Origin of the sequence: Achromobacter sp. NPDC008082 (assembly GCF_042957345.1) — a bacterium.
Classification (GTDB): domain Bacteria; phylum Pseudomonadota; class Gammaproteobacteria; order Burkholderiales; family Burkholderiaceae_B; genus Achromobacter; species Achromobacter kerstersii_A.
On the sequence record NZ_JBIBIB010000001.1, the window covers coordinates 1,405,427 to 1,421,068 of the forward strand.

Genomic DNA, 15,642 nt, shown 5'->3' on the forward strand with positions numbered 1-15,642 from the left:
ATGCGCGTTGGCGCACGTTCTGTCCTACCTGGAGAACCGCGATGCATCCGATCGTGACCGCCGTGGCGCTGAGCGCCACGCACACGTTCAGCAAGCCGATCGTGCCGACGATCATGTTGATTAAAGGCTTGGGGGTAGAGGGGGACGCGCATCTGGGCGTCACCGTCAAACACCGGTCCCGGGTGCGGGCGGACCCGACGCAGCCCAACCTGCGTCAGGTGCATCTGATTCAGGCAGAGTTGCATGACGAGTTGCAACTGGCCGGGTTCAATGTGGCCGAAGGCACGATGGGCGAAAACATCACCACGCGGGGTATTGATTTACTGGCGCTGCCGCGTGGGGCGCGGCTGCGCATTGGCGCGGACGCCGTGGTCGAGATCACCGGCCTGCGCAACCCCTGCGTGCAATTGGACCATTATCAGAAAGGTCTGACGGCCGCGGTGCTGGGCCGCAACCCCGATGGCAGCCTGCAACGCCGGGCGGGCGTGATGGGCATCGTGATCGAGGGCGGGGCGGTCAGCCCGGGCGACAGCATCCGCACCGAGCTGCCCGCACTGCCGCATTGGCCGCTGGAACGCGTATAGGGGCAAAAACATCGCCAGCAGTCACAGACGGGCCGCCGCGCATCTGGTTAAATGGCGAAATGGCGTAACGGCCTAAGGCGCAGCCGACTCTTTCACGGCTCGCTATCCCATCTTCCGGAGCGCGCGATGGCACGATTCAATTTCACCCAAGACCCCGAAGAACCCGATCTGTGGGCGGCCGAAAACGTGCCTGCCGGCGAGGGGCGTCCTCCCATTCACGTCATGATCCAGACGGATGGCGAAGAACCCGATAGCGGCGCGTCCAAGGTGGTCAAGGGCATCATCGACAATCTGGACGATCACATCCTGGCAGCGGCCGAGTTCCTGCTGGATAACTATTCGTACGAGCACTACAAGAAGCTGGGCATCGAAGACGACCAGCTGCTGCAAGAAGAAACGGCGGACGCCATGGCTGAAAAAGCCGTGCTGCGCGCGTTGTGGCTGTTCGACGAAGACGGCGACGGCTACGAACTGTGGTTCACGTTGCCCTGGGACCCGGTCCACACCTACGACGTCGAATTCGAAGACGGCGCACCGGTGTCCTGCTCGGTCAACGACTAAGCAAATCTGCCGCAACGCGGCATCGAGCTGGTCTTAACGGACCAGCTCGAATTTCGTCGCCAGGCTTTGCCCCAGCGACTCATCGTAGCGATAACGCAGCGTAATCGGGCGGCCCTTGCGGATCTGGCCGGGCGGCGTGTTGTCCAGCGACACATCAATCTCGCGGTCCACAAATTCGGTGCAATCGGTATCGGCGCGCGCGCCGTCCGGAATGTCGGCCGACTTGACCTTCAACTTGAACGTGGTTTGAGACAGTTCCGTGCCATCGGTGCGGTATTGACGCATCTGGACGGCGGGCGTGGAAGCGGTGCCGCTCAAGTCGCAGGAGATGCGCGTCCAGGCGTGGGCGGCAGGTGCGGCGGCCATCACGGCCAGGGCCGCGAGTATGCCGCGCAGGGGGTGGGGTGTCATGGCATGCGGGTAGCGCGTGGCGCGGGAGCGCGACGCGCTGGCGGGTGGCAACAGGGATTCCTATGTTGCTCCCGCCGCCGCGCGCCGGTCAAGCGTTGTCGCGGGCCTCGGCCACGCTCAGCGTGGCGGCCGGGCTGGCCGCTGCGGCCGGCTCGTCCTGATCGCCTTGGTCACCTTCCAGCTTGGCGATGACGGCGGTGGCCAGGCTGTTGCCCACCACGTTGGTGGCGGTGCGGCCCATGTCGAAGAACTGGTCGATGCCCATGATCAGCAGCAGGCCGGCTTCCGGCAGGTGGAACATCGGCAGGGTGGCGGCCACGACTACGAGCGACGCGCGCGCCACACCGGCCATGCCCTTGCTCGTCACCATCAGCACCAGCAGCAGCGTGAGCTGTTGCGAGAAGCTCATCTCGATGTTGTAAGCCTGCGCGATGAACAGCACCGCGAACGACTGATACATCATCGAGCCGTCCAGGTTGAACGAGTAACCCAGCGGCAGCACAAAGCCCGAAATGCGCTTGGACACGCCAAAGCGTTCCAGCGCTTCGATGGTCTTGGGGTAGGCCGATTCGCTGCTGGCGGTAGAGAAGGCGAGCAGGGTCGGTTCCTTGATCAGCCCGCCCAGGCGGCGCGTGGACTTGCCCAGGAACAGGTAGCCAACACCAAACAGAATGGCCCACAGCAGCGCCAGGCCCAGATAGAACTCACCGATCAGCTTGCCGTAGCTGACCAGCACGCCCAGGCCTTCGGTGGTGATGGCGGCGGCCATGGCGGCGAACACGCCCAGCGGCGCAAAGCGCATCACGTAGTCGGTCACGCGGAACATGATCTTGGCCAGATCATCGATCATGTTGTAGATCGTGTTGTGGCCCTTGCTGCGAATGAACGACAGCGCCGCGCCGAAGAACAGCGAGAACACCAGGATTTGCAGGATCTCGTTGTTGGCCATCGCTTCAGCGATGCTCTTGGGGAACACGTGCGCAATAAAGGCCTTGAGCGTGAAGTCGCCCGTCTTCAGGCCCGACGTGATGCCCGCATCCGGAATGGCCAGGTTCATGTGCGCGCCGGGCTGGAAGATGTTGACCAGCATCAGCCCCAGCAAGAGCGAGATCGCCGATGCGGCGATAAACCAGATCATGGCGCGCAGGCCGATGCGGCCCACGGCGTTGGCGTCGCTCATGCTGGCCAGGCCAGAGACCAACGTTGCGAACACCAGCGGGGCGATGATCATCTTGATCATGCGCAGGAAGATGTCGGTGATCAGGCTGAAGTACGACGCAATTTCCGCGGCATGTTTCGCGTCTTGCGCCGTCTTATTGCAGAGGTAGCCCACCAGGACGCCCAACACCATGGCGATGCCGATGTAACGCGTCAGCTTCTTTGTATTCATGATCAAAACGGAAACGAGGGACCTGTCGCTCGGCCCGCATTCGGGGCGCGGCCCGCCGGCATGGGGCGAGGCAGGACGGGGTCCGGTGAGACGGATATGCCAGGGACCCGAGAGCGCGGGTTTTCCCTTGGGGCGCGATGTTAACGCCGCAAACCTGACAGTTAGTTGTCAGCTTGGGGACGGATCGGGTGACGATTCCTTGCCGCCCATGCCAGAATGGACGCGCTCTCCGGCGCCTTCTCACGGCCAGGGGCGCACCGATAAGAACCGGCCCCGACCGGGGGCGATAAATAGGAGACAAGACAATGCCGAAACGTGAATTGTCCGTGCTGGCGTCCGGGTACACGTACCTGGAAGGGCTGCGGTGGCACGAAGACCGGCTGTGGGCGTCGGATTTTTATACCGAGCAGGTGATCGCCGTGGATCTGGCCGGCAAGATCGAGCAGATCTGCCGCGTGCCGCAGCAGCCTTCGGGCCTGGGCTGGCTGCCCGATGGCCGCTTGCTGATCTCATCCATGAAAGACCGCAAGGTGCTGCGCCGCGAGAAGGACGGCACGCTGGCCGTGCATGCCGACTTGTCGGCGCTGACGGGCGGCCCCATCAATGACATGGTGGTGGATGCCGAAGGCCGGGCCTATGTGGGCAATTTCGGTTTTGACCTGATGGCGGGCGAGCCGGTCGCAACAACCACGCTCGTGAAGGTGGACACGGACGGCGTGGCGCAAGTGGTGGCCGACTGCCTGTGCTTTCCCAACGGTTCGTTCATCACCCCCGACGGCAAGACGATGATCGTCAACGAAACCTTCGGCAACCGCATTTCCGAGTTCGACATTCTGGCCAACGGGGCGCTGGGCCCCCGGCGCGACTGGGCCAACTTCGGCGCGCTGCCCGACAGCGATGACTTGTCGGTGCTGATCGCGGCGTCGGCCATCGGCCCCGATGGCGGCGCGCTGGATGCGGAAGGCGCGGTGTGGGTGGCGGACGCCATCGGCAAGCGGATCGTGCGGGTCGCGCGCGGCGGCCAGATTCTTGAGCAGATCGACACCGGCGAACTCGGCATCTTCGCCGCGGCGTTAGGCGGCCCCGATGGCTGCACCTTGTTCATGGCCGCGGCGCCGGATTTCATCGAAGCCAACCGCCGCGCCAAACCCGAAGGCCGGATTCTGATGACCCGGGTCGACGTGCCGCACGCTGGCCGGCCGTGACGGCGGGCGATGGTTCAAACGGGGCCGTCGCCGCCTTGTCCATCCCTCGTGCGGGGGAGGCGCGCGAGCCATTGCAGCGCGCCGCCATCGTCTGAATGGACCGGATACGGCCGGTTGCAAGACCTTTCAGCGATTCCCCCGTAAAATCACCCCATTCAGCAGGACTTCAACCATCTTTCCATAGACAGTACTTAGGAGGACCACTCATGGCCCTAGTCTCCATGCGCCAGTTGCTCGACCACGCCGCCGAGAACGGCTACGGCATTCCGGCTTTCAACGTCAACAACCTGGAACAAGTCCAGGCCATCATGGAAGCCGCTGCGGAGACCGACAGCCCGGTGATCATGCAGGCGTCGGCCGGCGCGCGTAAGTACGCGGGCGAAGGCTTCCTGAAGCACCTGATCCAGGCCGCAGTGGAATCCTATCCGCACATCCCCGTCGTGATGCACCAGGATCACGGCCAGTCGCCCAAGGTCTGCCAAGGCGCCATCGACCTGGGATTCTCCAGCGTGATGATGGACGGTTCGCTGAAAGAAGACGGCAAGACCATCGCCGACTACGAATACAACGTCGACGTCACCAAGAAAGTCGTGGACATCGCCCACAAGCTGGGCGTGACGGTTGAAGGCGAACTCGGCTGCCTGGGTTCCCTGGAAACCATGGAAGGCGACAAGGAAGACGGCCACGGCGCCGACGGCAAGCTGACCATGGACCAGCTGCTGACCGACCCGGAACAAGCCGCCGACTTCGTGCGCCGCACGCAGCTGGACGCCCTGGCGATCGCCATCGGCACCAGCCACGGCGCCTACAAGTTCACGCGCAAGCCCACCGGCGACATCCTGTCGATCTCCCGCATTAAGGAAATCCACGCCCGCCTGCCGAACACCCACCTGGTGATGCACGGCAGCTCCAGCGTGCCGCAGGAACTGCTGGCCGAGATCCGTGAATTCGGCGGCAACATGAAGGAAACCTACGGCGTGCCGGTCGAGGAAATCCAGGAAGCCATCAAGTACGGCGTGCGCAAGATCAATATCGACACCGATATCCGTCTGGCCATGACCGGCGCGATCCGCCGCTTCTTCGCCGAGAACCCGGAAAAGTTCGACCCGCGCGAATACCTGAAGCCCGCCCGCGCCGCCGCCCGCGCGATCTGTGTGGCTCGCTACACGGAATTCGGCACCGCCGGCAACGCCAGCAAGATCAAGGCGCTGCCGCTGACCGACATCGCCGCGCAATACGCGTCGGGCAAGCTGTCGCAAGTGGTGCAATAAGCCAATCACGCTCTCGGCGCGTCGTCTTCTGGTGGCGCGCTGGCAGTGAAAAGGGGCGGGTCCGTAACGGACTCGCCCCTTTTTTCTGACGGCAGGCAGGGTGGGGCGCCTCAGCCCGCCGGCGCGTTCTTGGGAAAGTGCGGCACGTTGCGGTCCACGTGGTGCCAGGACGGCGCCGAGCTCGTCCACAGGCTGGCTTTGGCGTGGAAGGCTTCCGGGTCGTCCAGCGACCCCGCGCGCACCACTTCGTACCCCATGCCTTCCGAGCCGCCGAACAGCGGCGTGCCACAGGCGGCGCAGAAGCTGCGCATGACGGTGTGGCCGGAGTCGCCCTTGTAGCGGTGTTCCTTCGCCTGGCCGCGCAGCATCGTGACCGAGCCGGCGGGGAAGATCAATGCATGGGCCGGGGCGCCGCCGCTGGAATACTGGCAGTCGCGGCAATGGCAGGTGGCCGCGGTGATGGGCTCATCCGTGACGGCGTAACGGACGGCGCCGCACTGGCATCCCCCCGTCAGATGAACCTGCGCGTCAGCGTGGGACGGGCGTTTTTGGGATGCATCCTGCATACGACGTTGTCTCCTCCAGGGGTATTGGGGGGCGCCGTAACGCGGGTCGCGGTCGGCGCGCATGTTGGAACGCAGCCAGACTAACCCGCTGCCCGCCGCCCGGCAAGACGGGCTTATTTGCAGTAATCTATGCGCTTTGCACGACCCGCTTTCCAGCGCCCGGTCGGCTGCGCAGTTTCCAATTTCGTTCTACTTCCCGCCCTGGCGCTGCCCGAGGCGGGAATCTTCATTTTTGCCATAGGCCATTCCCGTGACTTCTGCTTTGCATCAATCCAGCATCAAGTCCTTGCCGCTGCTGGGCCGCGGTAAGGTGCGCGATATGTACGCGGTGGGCGACGACAAGTTGCTGATCGTCGCGTCGGATCGTATCTCCGCCTTCGACGTGATTCTTGACGATCCCATTCCCGGCAAGGGACAGGTGCTGACCGAGCTGACCGATTTCTGGTTGCAGAAGCTGGCCCACATCCTGCCGAACCACTCCACGGGCGTGAAGCCCGAAGACGTGGTGGCTCCCGACGAAGTTGACCAGGTGCGCGGCCGCGCCGTCGTCGTCAAGCGCTTGAAGCCGATTCTGGTGGAAGCGGTTGCCCGCGGCTACCTGATCGGTTCCGGCTGGAAAGACTACCAATCCACCGGCGCCATCTGCGGCATCAAGCTGCCCGCCGGCCTGCAACAGGCCAGCCAGTTGCCCGAACCCATCTTCACGCCCGCCGCCAAAGCCGAATTCGGCATGCACGACGAGAACGTGGACTTCGCGCACGTGGTCAAGGAAGTCGGCCAGGAAATGGCCGAGCGCATCCGCGACGTGACGCTCAAGCTGTACGCCGAAGCCGCCAAGTTCGCCGCCACCAAGGGCATCATCATTGCCGACACCAAGTTCGAATTCGGTTTGGACGACAACGGCACGCTGCACTTGATGGACGAAGTGCTGACGCCGGATTCCTCGCGCTTCTGGCCGGCTGACGGCTACCGCGTGGGCATCAGCCCCCCGTCGTTCGACAAGCAATTCGTGCGCGACTGGCTCGAAACCCAAACCTGGGACAAGACGCCGCCCGCGCCGCGCCTGCCGCAGGACGTGCTGGAAAAGACGGCCGCCAAGTACCGCGAAGCGCTGGACCGCCTGGTCGCCTGACCCGGCAAGCTCCACGCTGTAGAAAACCCGCTCATCGGTTGAGCGGGTTTTTTTTCGCCACTGGCCGGCGGTTCTGGCCGCCCGATCCGGCCTATGGAACAGGGGGTTTTCGATAGGAAATATGTCGGATTGTTACGCTATACTCGTCGGCTGCCTTCGCAGGACGTCCGACGACAGGAGCCTTCCGCATGATCATGATGTTGCCTTTTCTGACCGGATTGGTCGCAGTGTGGTTTGGCGTGGCGGGCAAACGCCGCCCGTGCGTGACCTTCTGGGTGCTGACGCTGGTGATCTTCGCCGCCTGGTGCCAGCACCACATGACCAGCCCGCTGGCGCTGTCGCTGTAAGGGCCGGGCAATGATGTTCTCCCGCAACCCGGCGCGCGGCTCGCGCGTGCTGAACGGCCTGGCGCTGCTGGGCGTGACCGGCATTCTGGGCATGGCGTTCGCCTGGCAAATTCTCTATGACGAACTGCCTTGCCCGCTATGCCTCTTGCAACGCGTCGCGCTCATCCTGGCCGGCGTGGGCTTCCTCTTGAACCTGCGCCTGGGCCCATCGCCCATGCACTACGCGATGAGCATCGCGGCGTCGCTGGGCGGCATGGTCGCCTCTGGCCGGCAGATCCTGCTGCACATGGCGCCGGGCGACCCGGGCTATGGCTCGCCCTTTCTGGGCATGCACTTCTATACCTGGGCGTTCATCGCATTTGCCGCCATCATCGTTTTCAGCATCCTGATGCAAACCGCCGACCGCAAATGGGGCGACAGCATGCTGAAAAAGCCTGTGCCGGTGGTGGGCGTAGTGGTCATGGCCCTGTTTTTCATCATGACCCTGGCCAACGTCGGCAGCACCACGCTGGAGTGCGGTTTCGGGCCTTGCCCGGACGACCCCACCACCTATCTGTGGCTGCCTTCTTCGGCCACGCCGTAGCCTGTCGCGCGCGCCGGGTAAAATACCGGGTTTCGCGGATACGTTCCGCGGTCCTTTGACATTCCGCGGGCGGGTTTCCGCGGTCTTACCTCTTTGACACCGGTTATGACAGCCAAGACTTCCGCAGCGGCAGAGGCCACCCCCGTGGTGGGCGTGATTATGGGATCTTCCAGCGATTGGGAGGTCATGAAGCACGCGGTCACCATGCTTGAGGACTTCGGCGTGGCCTACGAGGCGCGCGTGATTTCCGCGCACCGCATGCCGCAGGATATGGCCGAGTACGGCGCCGCGGCCTACGGCCGTGGCTTGCGCGGCATCATCGCCGGCGCGGGTGGCGCGGCCCACTTGCCGGGCATGATGGCGGCGCTGACCGAAGTGCCGGTGTTCGGCGTGCCGGTGCCGTCCAAGTACCTGCGCGGCGAAGACTCGCTCTTGTCCATCGTGCAAATGCCCAAGGGCGTGCCGGTGGCCACCTTCGCCATCGGCGAAGCGGGCGCGGCCAACGCGGCGCTGCACCTGATCGCCACGCTGGCGGGCACCGATGCCGGTTTGCACAAGAAGCTGGTGGCCTTCCGCGCGCGCCAGACGCAAGCCGCGCGCGACATGAAGGTTCCGCCCGAGGCCTGATCCGTATGACTCAATCGACTTCTTTCATGATTGCTCCCGGCGGCTGGCTGGGTTTGCTGGGCGGCGGCCAACTGGGCCGCATGTTTTGCCACGCGGCGCAAAGCCTGGGCTACAAGGTTGCGGTGCTGGACCCGGCCGACGAATGTCCCGCCGGCATGGTGGCCGACCTGCACATCCAGGCCGCCTACGATGACGAAGCCGGCCTGGCCCGGCTGGCGCAGACCTGCCAAGCCGTCACCACCGAATTCGAGAACGTGCCTGCCGACAGCCTGCGCACGCTGGCCACGCGCTGCCGCGTGAGCCCGGCCGCCGACGCCGTGGCCATCGTGCAGGACCGCATCGCTGAAAAAACCTTCATCGCCTCGCAAGGCATTCCCGTCGCGCCGCACGCCGCCATCCGCAGCGAAGCCGATGTGCGCGCCGCGTCCGACGCGCTGTTTCCCGGCATTCTGAAAGTGGCCCGTCTGGGTTATGACGGCAAGGGCCAGGCCCGCATCAACACGCGTGACGAAGCGCTGGCGGCGTTTGCCGAGTTCGGCGGCGTGGCGTGCGTGCTGGAAGCGCTGATGCCGCTGGACTACGAAATCTCGGTGGTCATTGCACGCGGTTTTGATGGCGCGACCGTGGTGTTCCCCGTGGCGCGCAACGTGCACCGCGATGGCATCCTGGCGGTGTCCACCGCCGCGCCCGTGGAATCGGATGCGGCGCACGCCGAACGGCAGGCCCGCGCCACCGATGCAGCAAAAGCCATCGCGCAAGGCCTGGGTTACCACGGCGTGATGTGCGTGGAGTTCTTCGTACTGAAGGACGGCAGCCTGATCGTCAATGAAATCGCGCCGCGCCCGCACAACAGCGGCCATTACACGATGAACGCCTGCGTCACCAGCCAGTTTGAACAACAGGCGCGCGCCATGGCCGGCTTGCCGCTGGGCAGCGCCGCGTTGATGGCGCCGGCCGTGATGCTGAACATCCTGGGCGACATCTGGTATGCGTCCGACTCCGCCACCACGCAGCGCGAACCCGACTGGGCCGCCGCGCTGGCGGTGCCCACGGCCAAGCTGCATCTGTACGGCAAGCGTGACGCGCGCCGTGGCCGCAAGATGGGCCACATCACCATCGTGGCGCCCACGCTGGAACAAGCCCGTAGCGATGCCGCCCGCGTGGCCGCCGCGCTGGGCATGCAAGCCCCCGAGTAACCCGCGACGATCCCGATGTCTTCCTTGCCCCCGCCTGATTCCGCCAACGCCGCGGAGATTGCCCGCGCCGCCCAACGTTTGCTGGACGGCGAGCTGGCCGCCTTTCCCACCGAGACCGTGTACGGCCTGGGCGCGGATGCGGAAAGCCCGCGGGCGGTGGCGAAGATCTACGCGGCCAAGGGCCGCCCGTCGAACCATCCCGTCATCGTGCACATCGCGCCTGATGGCGATGTGTCGTATTGGGCGTCGCAAGTGCCGCCCGAGGCGCGCCTGCTGATCGACGCGTTCTGGCCCGGTCCGTTGACGCTGATCCTGAAGCGCGCGCCGCATATCGTCGACACGGTAAGCAGCGGGCAGGACAGCATCGGCATCCGCTGCCCGTCGCATCCGGTGGCGCAGGCGCTGCTGAAGGCGTTTGCGGCAGGCAAGCCGAACGGGCAGGGCGGCGTGGCTGCGCCATCGGCCAACAAGTTCGGCCAGGTGTCGCCCACGCGTGCCGAGCATGTGAAGACCGAATTCCCTGACGAAGTCGCGGCCGGCATGCCCGTGCTGGAAGGCGGCGCATCGGAAGTGGGTATCGAATCCACCATTCTGGATCTATCGCGCCTGGATCGCGGCGCCGGCCCCGTGCTGCTGCGCCCGGGCCACATCAGCGCGGCGCAAATCGAAGCGGTGCTGGGCGTGCAGGTGTTTGCGCCGGACGCCGCCGCACCGCGCGCATCCGGCACGCTGAAAGCGCACTACGCGCCGCGCACGCCGCTGGAGTTGGCTTCCGACGCGCGCCTGCAAGACGTGGCGCTGGGCCGGAACTTGCCGGCAGGCAAGGTGGTCGTGGTGGCGTATGGGGACAAGCCTGCGTCGTTGGACCCACGCTTGCAATGGCACCCTGTTCTTGCGGACCCGGCGCGTTATGCGCAAGCCTTGTACGGCCTGCTGCGCGATCTGGATAAACAGGGCTATGCGCGCATCATCGTGCAAGCGCCACCGGCAACAGATGAGTGGCACGCGGTCAATGACCGCATCGGCCGCGCGGCGGCGGCGTTCACGTTGGATACGACGGATTTGTGATCCGTCTTCACGCCACCAAGAATTCCCCGATCCTTTCCACCGCTTGCCGCAACGGCGGCAAGAACTCGTCCGTCAATCTCGTCAACGGCACCCTGGCCGCTTTGACGCTGACGTTCACCGCGCCGCAGGCCTTGCCGCTGGCGGAACGCACGGGCACCGATATCGCCCGCACATTCAATTCCAATTCCTGGTCGACAACCGCGTAGCCCTGCTCGCGGATACGTTCCAGTTCCACGCGCAGTTTCGCTTCGGTGATCAGCGTGAATTCCGTATAGGGCTGCAAATCGGTCGCAGCGAAATAGCGCGCCAGCGCCGGTTCGGGCAATTGCGCCAGCAGCACGCGGCCAATCGACGTGCAGTAGGCGGGCAATCGGCTGCCCAGCCCCATGGATGTGGCCAGCAGGCGGTTCACTTCGGAACGCGCCAGGTACAGCATTTCATGGCCTTCCATGATGGCCAGCGCGCAGGTTTCGTTGACGGTGGCGCTTAGTTCTTCCAGCACAGGCTGGGCCAGCGATACGAATGGCGTGGAGGAAAAGTACGCGTACCCCAGGCCTAGAATGCGAGGCGTCAGCACGAACAGCCGGCCGTGTTGCTCGGCAATGCCCAACAGCACCAGCGTATGCAGGCAACGCTGCACCACCGCACGCGGCAGCCCCGCGCGCCGGCTCAGTTCGGCGGCGGTTTGCGGATGGCGGCGTGTGCCGAACGCGCGAATCACATGCAGGCCGCGCGCCAAGGTCAGCATGTAATCGGGATCGCCACGGAACTGATCTGGGTGATCCTCCGCGGCCAGCGGCGCGGCGTAACCAGGCGGAGGCAGGTTGGGCAGCATCAGCGTGCGTGCAGCGGTGCACCCGTGCGCGATTGCAGTTCGGATAGCGTCATGCCGTCGATCATATCCCGAACCACCAGACCTTCTGGCGTGACGTCGATGACGGCAAGGTCCGTGTAGATGCGGTCCACCACGCCTGCGCCCGTCAGCGGATAGGTGCAGCGTTCAATGATCTTCGGATCGCCGTTCTTGCTGTTGTGCTCCATCATGATGAACACGCTGCGCGCGCCCACCGCCAGGTCCATCGCGCCGCCCACGGCCGGGGCTTCGCCGGGTTTGGCGAGCGACCAGTTGGCCAGATCGCCATTGGCCGCGACTTGCATGCCGCCCATGACGCAGATGTCCAGATGGCCGCCGCGCATCATCGCGAACGAATCCGCGTGGTGAAAGTACGAACCGCCGGTCAGCAGCGTCACGGGTTGCTTGCCGGCGTTGATGAGATCCAGGTTGATGGCGTCGTCGGACGGCGGCGGGCCCATGCCCAGGATGCCGTTTTCGCTGTGCAGCACGATCTCGCGGTCATCGGGCAGATGGGCCGCCACCAGCACCGGCATGCCGATGCCCAGGTTGACGTAGCTGCCATCGGGAATGTCCCGGGCCAGGCGGCGCGCCATGGCGTCGCGGGTCAGGGGGTGATACGCGCAAGGGCCGGAGGGCTGCGGGCGAGGCGTCGGGGAAAGCGTCATGCGGATTCCTTCAGCTGGAGAAGGCGGCGTGGGCCACCTCGGTGATGCGTTTGACGAAAATGCCCGGCGTGACGATGGCTTCGGGCGCAAGCTCGCCCAGCTCGGCTTTGGCGCGCACCTGCACGATGCTGGTCTTGGCCGCCATGCACATGATGGGGCCGAAGTTGCGCGCGCTCTTGTGATAAGTCAGGTTGCCCCAGCGGTCGCCCTGGTCGGCTTTGACCAGCGCAAAATCACCATGCAGCGGCGTTTCAAACACGTGGCCGCGCCCGTTGATGATGCGGGTTTCTTTGCCTTGCGCCAGTTCCGTGCCGTAGGCGGTGGGCGTGAAAAAGCCGCCCAGCCCCGCGCCCGCCGCGCGCAGCCGTTCGGCAATGGTGCCTTGCGGCACGCATTCCAGTTCGATGCCGCCGCGGCGGTATAAGTCGTCGAACACCCAGGAGTGCGACGCCTTGGGAAACGAGCAGATCACCTTGCGCACGCGTCCCGCCTTGATCAGCGCGGCCAGCCCCGTTTCGTGATTGCCGGCGTTGTTGCTGACTACCGTGAGTTCGCGCGCGCCCTGGGCGATCAGCGCGTGGATGAGTTCGGTGGGCATGCCCGCGCCGCCAAAGCCGCTGATCAGCACCGTGGCGCCGTCGTGTATATCTGCGACGGCGTCGTCAGGCGTGTCGATGAATTTATTGATCATGATGACTCCGAGGGGGCGGACGCCAGCGCAGCGTTCAAGCCGCGTCAGCGCCCGCCGCGCGTTCAATTCACGGTAATGCCCGCCTGCTTGATGATTTCGGCGTAGCGCGCCGAGTCGGTCTTCATCAGTTCTGCGAATTGCGCCGTCGTGCCGCTGACTGGCAGGAAGCCGGCATCCACGAACTTCTGCTTCACGTCGGGCTCCTTCACAATTTCGCTGATCTCGCGCGCCATGCGTTCGATGATCGGCTTGGGCGTGCCGGCCGGCGCCATCAGGCCGGCCCACGAGCCCGTCACGAAGCCGGGCATGCCGGCCTCTTCCATGGTGGGAATGCCGGGTTCGGTGGGCCAGCGTTCCTTGCCGGTGAACGCCAGCGCCTTCAGCCGGTTCTGCTTCACGTATTGCATGGGCACCAGGATGGGGTCGAACACCATGGAAACGCGTCCGCCCAGCAGGTCAGTCAGGATCGGCGCGCTGCCCTTGTAGGCCACGTGCGTCATCGTGAGCTTGTTCTGCAAGGCGAAGTCGGCGCCGGTCAGGTGCGCGCTGGAGCCATTGCCGCTGGAGGCGTAGGTGAGCTTGTCGGGGTGCTTGCGGCCATAGGCCACCAGATCAGCCACCGTTTTCACGGGCAGGTCTTCGGACACGAACAGGAACAGCGGCAGGTCGGCCATCTGCACCACCGGCGTCAGGTCGGCCGGCGCATAGTTGAGCTTGTACAGGTGGAAGTTGATGATGTAGGCCGGCAGGATGGACAGGAAGGTGTAGCCGTCGGGGTCCGACTTGGCCGCCATTGCCGAGCCCACGCTGCTGTTCGCGCCGGGTTTGTTTTCAACGATGATCGTCTGCTTCAAGCGCGGCCCCAGCTTTTCCATCACGATGCGGGTCACGATGTCGGTAGACCCGCCCGGCGTATACGGCACGATGATCTTGATGGGTTTGGAAGGCCAGTCATCGGCCGCATAGGCGGGGCCGGTGGGGCCGGCAAGCATGCCGGCTGCCGCCAGCGCGGACCACAACACGGTTTTCAGGGCCAGACGGCGCGGGGCGGCGTGGCGGCGAGGCTGCGACGTGACTGCATGTGCCATGGATTTGTCTCCTCCATGAATCGGCCGACTATCGATGCGCGCCCGGGTTTTTTTTGTGGCGCGCTCGGCGTTTTTAAGATGTTGCGGCGGTGCCGCGCGGGGTTCGCGGCAATGCCGTAGATCGGACATTGACGCGAAAAAAGTATGGCACGCAGGGCGGCGCGCCAAGGGGTGAATCAGTCTGATTAAGTTCGATCACCGGACAAACCCGGAACGCTTGCAAACTTGTCACGCCTCGGGTTTTCACTAGGCCGCATCGCGTTGTTCACGCCGTGGACATCGCTTAATCTGGCGAGCGGCCCAGCAAAACAGGGTCCGGTTTTCAGCCGGCGCCGGCTTACAAGCCTCCCGGCCATCCCTTTCAGGAGAAGCAGCAATGAAGCGGTCTATCTTGTTTGCAGCCGGCGCATTGGCGCTGGCTTGCGCGTCCCAGGCCGCCGTGGCCGGCCCCACGCTGGATGCGGTGAAGAAAAAAGGGTTCGTGCAGTGCGGCCTGACCGACGGCGTCTCCGGTTTCTCGGCCACCAACAGCAAGGGCGAATGGGAAGGCATGGACGTGGACATCTGCCGCGCCGTGGCCGCCGCCGTCTTCGGTGACGCAAGCAAATTCAAAGGCACCGCGCTGTCCACCCAGCAACGCTTCACGGCGCTGCAATCGGGCGAAGTCGATGTGCTGCTGCGCACCGTAACGCTGACGCAGACGCGCGATACCTCGCTGGGCCTGTCCGCCGTTGCGGCCAGTTTCTATGACGGCCAGGGCATTCTGGTGAACAAGAAGCTGGGCGTGAAAAGCGCCAAGGAATTGAATGGCGCCACGGTTTGCGTGCAGCCGGGCACCACCACCGAACTGAATCTGGCCGACTGGTTCCGTTCCAACAACATCGAATTCAAGCCCGTTGTGATCGACAAGGTGACCGAAGTGGTCCGCGCCTTTGAGTCGGGCCGCTGCGACGCCTTCACTGACGACGCCTCGCAACTGGCCGCCGTGCGCGCAACCCAAGTCGCCAACCCGAACGACTTCGAAATTCTGCCCGAACGCTTCTCGAAGGAACCGCTGGGCCCCATGGTGCGCCAGGGCGACGAGAACTGGCTGGGCATCGTGCGCTGGACGCTGTTCGCGCTGCTGGAAGCCGAGGAATACGGCATCACGCAAAAGAACGTGGACGACATGCTAAAGAGCAACAACCCCAACGTCTTGCGCATCCTGGGCGTGACGCCGGGCGCGGGCAAGAACATGGGCCTGGATGAAAAGTGGGCCTACAACGCCATCAAGGCCGTGGGCAACTACAGCGAAGTGTTCGAACGCAACGTCGGCAAAGACAGCAAGCTGGGCTTGCAACGCGGCACGAACGCGCTGTGGAACAAGGGCGGCGCCATGTATCCGTGGCCGATTCGCTGACC

The 15,642-nt window shown here is 64.6% G+C and carries 18 protein-coding genes; 11 read left to right on the forward strand and 7 right to left on the reverse strand.

Annotated elements, in window-relative coordinates; all coding sequences use genetic code 11:
- The first annotated feature begins 41 nt into the window (after positions 1–41).
- Both ACFZAI_RS06315 and ACFZAI_RS06320 read left to right on the forward strand, forming a co-directional pair.
- Complete coding sequence (locus tag ACFZAI_RS06315; protein ID WP_391566100.1) at positions 42–584, forward strand: MOSC domain-containing protein; 543 nt, start codon at positions 42–44, stop codon at positions 582–584.
- 126 nt (positions 585–710) lie between these two features.
- A complete protein-coding gene (locus ACFZAI_RS06320; protein WP_391566101.1) occupies positions 711–1,145 on the forward strand; it encodes a hypothetical protein in 435 nt (144 codons plus the stop codon).
- 33 nt (positions 1,146–1,178) lie between these two features.
- On the opposite strand, the gene ACFZAI_RS06325 is transcribed toward ACFZAI_RS06320, so the two are convergent.
- On the reverse strand, positions 1,179–1,556 hold the full coding sequence (locus ACFZAI_RS06325) for a hypothetical protein (RefSeq protein WP_391566102.1): 378 nt from the start codon (positions 1,554–1,556) through the stop codon (positions 1,179–1,181).
- 88 nt (positions 1,557–1,644) lie between these two features.
- The gene (locus ACFZAI_RS06330) at positions 1,645–2,946 is read right to left on the reverse strand and encodes a dicarboxylate/amino acid:cation symporter (protein WP_391566103.1); all 1,302 of its coding nucleotides are present in this window, start codon (positions 2,944–2,946) and stop codon (positions 1,645–1,647) included.
- Positions 2,947–3,251: 305 nt separating this feature from the next.
- Between ACFZAI_RS06330 and ACFZAI_RS06335 the strand changes: the two genes are divergently transcribed.
- On the forward strand, positions 3,252–4,151 hold the full coding sequence (locus tag ACFZAI_RS06335) for an SMP-30/gluconolactonase/LRE family protein (RefSeq protein ID WP_391566104.1): 900 nt from the start codon (positions 3,252–3,254) through the stop codon (positions 4,149–4,151).
- A 206-nt stretch (positions 4,152–4,357) separates the two neighbouring features.
- Positions 4,358–5,422, forward strand: coding sequence for a class II fructose-bisphosphate aldolase (fba, locus tag ACFZAI_RS06340; protein WP_391566105.1), 1,065 nt, complete (start codon positions 4,358–4,360; stop codon positions 5,420–5,422).
- Between the two features lie 110 nt (positions 5,423–5,532).
- Here the strand turns inward: fba and ACFZAI_RS06345 are convergent, their stop codons facing one another.
- The gene (locus ACFZAI_RS06345) at positions 5,533–5,988 is read right to left on the reverse strand and encodes a GFA family protein (protein ID WP_342067024.1); all 456 of its coding nucleotides are present in this window, start codon (positions 5,986–5,988) and stop codon (positions 5,533–5,535) included.
- Between the two features lie 250 nt (positions 5,989–6,238).
- Here ACFZAI_RS06345 and ACFZAI_RS06350 point away from each other — a divergent pair, with 250 nt between their 5' ends.
- From ACFZAI_RS06350 to ACFZAI_RS06375, 6 genes are all read left to right on the forward strand, one after another.
- Positions 6,239–7,120 (forward strand): phosphoribosylaminoimidazolesuccinocarboxamide synthase, encoded by an 882-nt coding sequence (locus ACFZAI_RS06350; protein WP_391566106.1) that lies wholly within the window; start codon positions 6,239–6,241, stop codon positions 7,118–7,120.
- A 188-nt stretch (positions 7,121–7,308) separates the two neighbouring features.
- Entirely contained in the window at positions 7,309–7,467 is a 159-nt protein-coding gene (locus ACFZAI_RS06355) for a DUF5993 family protein (RefSeq protein WP_175171445.1), read from the forward strand.
- A 10-nt stretch (positions 7,468–7,477) separates the two neighbouring features.
- Positions 7,478–8,050 carry a disulfide bond formation protein B gene (locus ACFZAI_RS06360; RefSeq protein WP_391566107.1) on the forward strand — a complete coding sequence of 191 codons (573 nt, stop codon included), beginning with the start codon at positions 7,478–7,480 and terminating at the stop codon, positions 8,048–8,050.
- 105 nt (positions 8,051–8,155) lie between these two features.
- A complete protein-coding gene (purE, locus tag ACFZAI_RS06365; protein WP_391566108.1) occupies positions 8,156–8,677 on the forward strand; it encodes a 5-(carboxyamino)imidazole ribonucleotide mutase in 522 nt (173 codons plus the stop codon).
- Positions 8,678–8,682: 5 nt separating this feature from the next.
- Positions 8,683–9,873, forward strand: a complete 1,191-nt coding sequence (locus ACFZAI_RS06370) for a 5-(carboxyamino)imidazole ribonucleotide synthase (RefSeq protein ID WP_391566109.1) — start codon at positions 8,683–8,685, stop codon at positions 9,871–9,873.
- A 15-nt stretch (positions 9,874–9,888) separates the two neighbouring features.
- Positions 9,889–10,941 carry an L-threonylcarbamoyladenylate synthase gene (locus ACFZAI_RS06375; protein WP_391566110.1) on the forward strand — a complete coding sequence of 351 codons (1,053 nt, stop codon included), beginning with the start codon at positions 9,889–9,891 and terminating at the stop codon, positions 10,939–10,941.
- A 7-nt stretch (positions 10,942–10,948) separates the two neighbouring features.
- On the opposite strand, the gene ACFZAI_RS06380 is transcribed toward ACFZAI_RS06375, so the two are convergent.
- The 4 genes from ACFZAI_RS06380 to ACFZAI_RS06395 form a co-directional block, all read right to left on the reverse strand.
- Positions 10,949–11,776: an IclR family transcriptional regulator C-terminal domain-containing protein gene (locus ACFZAI_RS06380; RefSeq protein ID WP_391566111.1), complete on the reverse strand. Its 828-nt coding sequence runs from the start codon at positions 11,774–11,776 to the stop codon at positions 10,949–10,951.
- Positions 11,776–12,462 (reverse strand): 3-oxoacid CoA-transferase subunit B, encoded by a 687-nt coding sequence (locus ACFZAI_RS06385; RefSeq protein ID WP_391566112.1) that lies wholly within the window; start codon positions 12,460–12,462, stop codon positions 11,776–11,778. The genes ACFZAI_RS06380 and ACFZAI_RS06385 overlap by 1 nt, the downstream gene beginning before the upstream one ends.
- 10 nt (positions 12,463–12,472) lie before the next feature.
- Positions 12,473–13,153: a 3-oxoacid CoA-transferase subunit A gene (locus tag ACFZAI_RS06390; protein WP_391566113.1), complete on the reverse strand. Its 681-nt coding sequence runs from the start codon at positions 13,151–13,153 to the stop codon at positions 12,473–12,475.
- A gap of 62 nt (positions 13,154–13,215) precedes the next feature.
- Positions 13,216–14,241 (reverse strand): Bug family tripartite tricarboxylate transporter substrate binding protein, encoded by a 1,026-nt coding sequence (locus ACFZAI_RS06395; RefSeq protein ID WP_391566114.1) that lies wholly within the window; start codon positions 14,239–14,241, stop codon positions 13,216–13,218.
- 376 nt (positions 14,242–14,617) lie between these two features.
- On the opposite strand from ACFZAI_RS06395, the gene ACFZAI_RS06400 reads away from it, so the two are divergent.
- Complete coding sequence (locus ACFZAI_RS06400; RefSeq protein ID WP_391566115.1) at positions 14,618–15,640, forward strand: amino acid ABC transporter substrate-binding protein; 1,023 nt, start codon at positions 14,618–14,620, stop codon at positions 15,638–15,640.
- Positions 15,641–15,642: the final 2 nt, after the last annotated feature.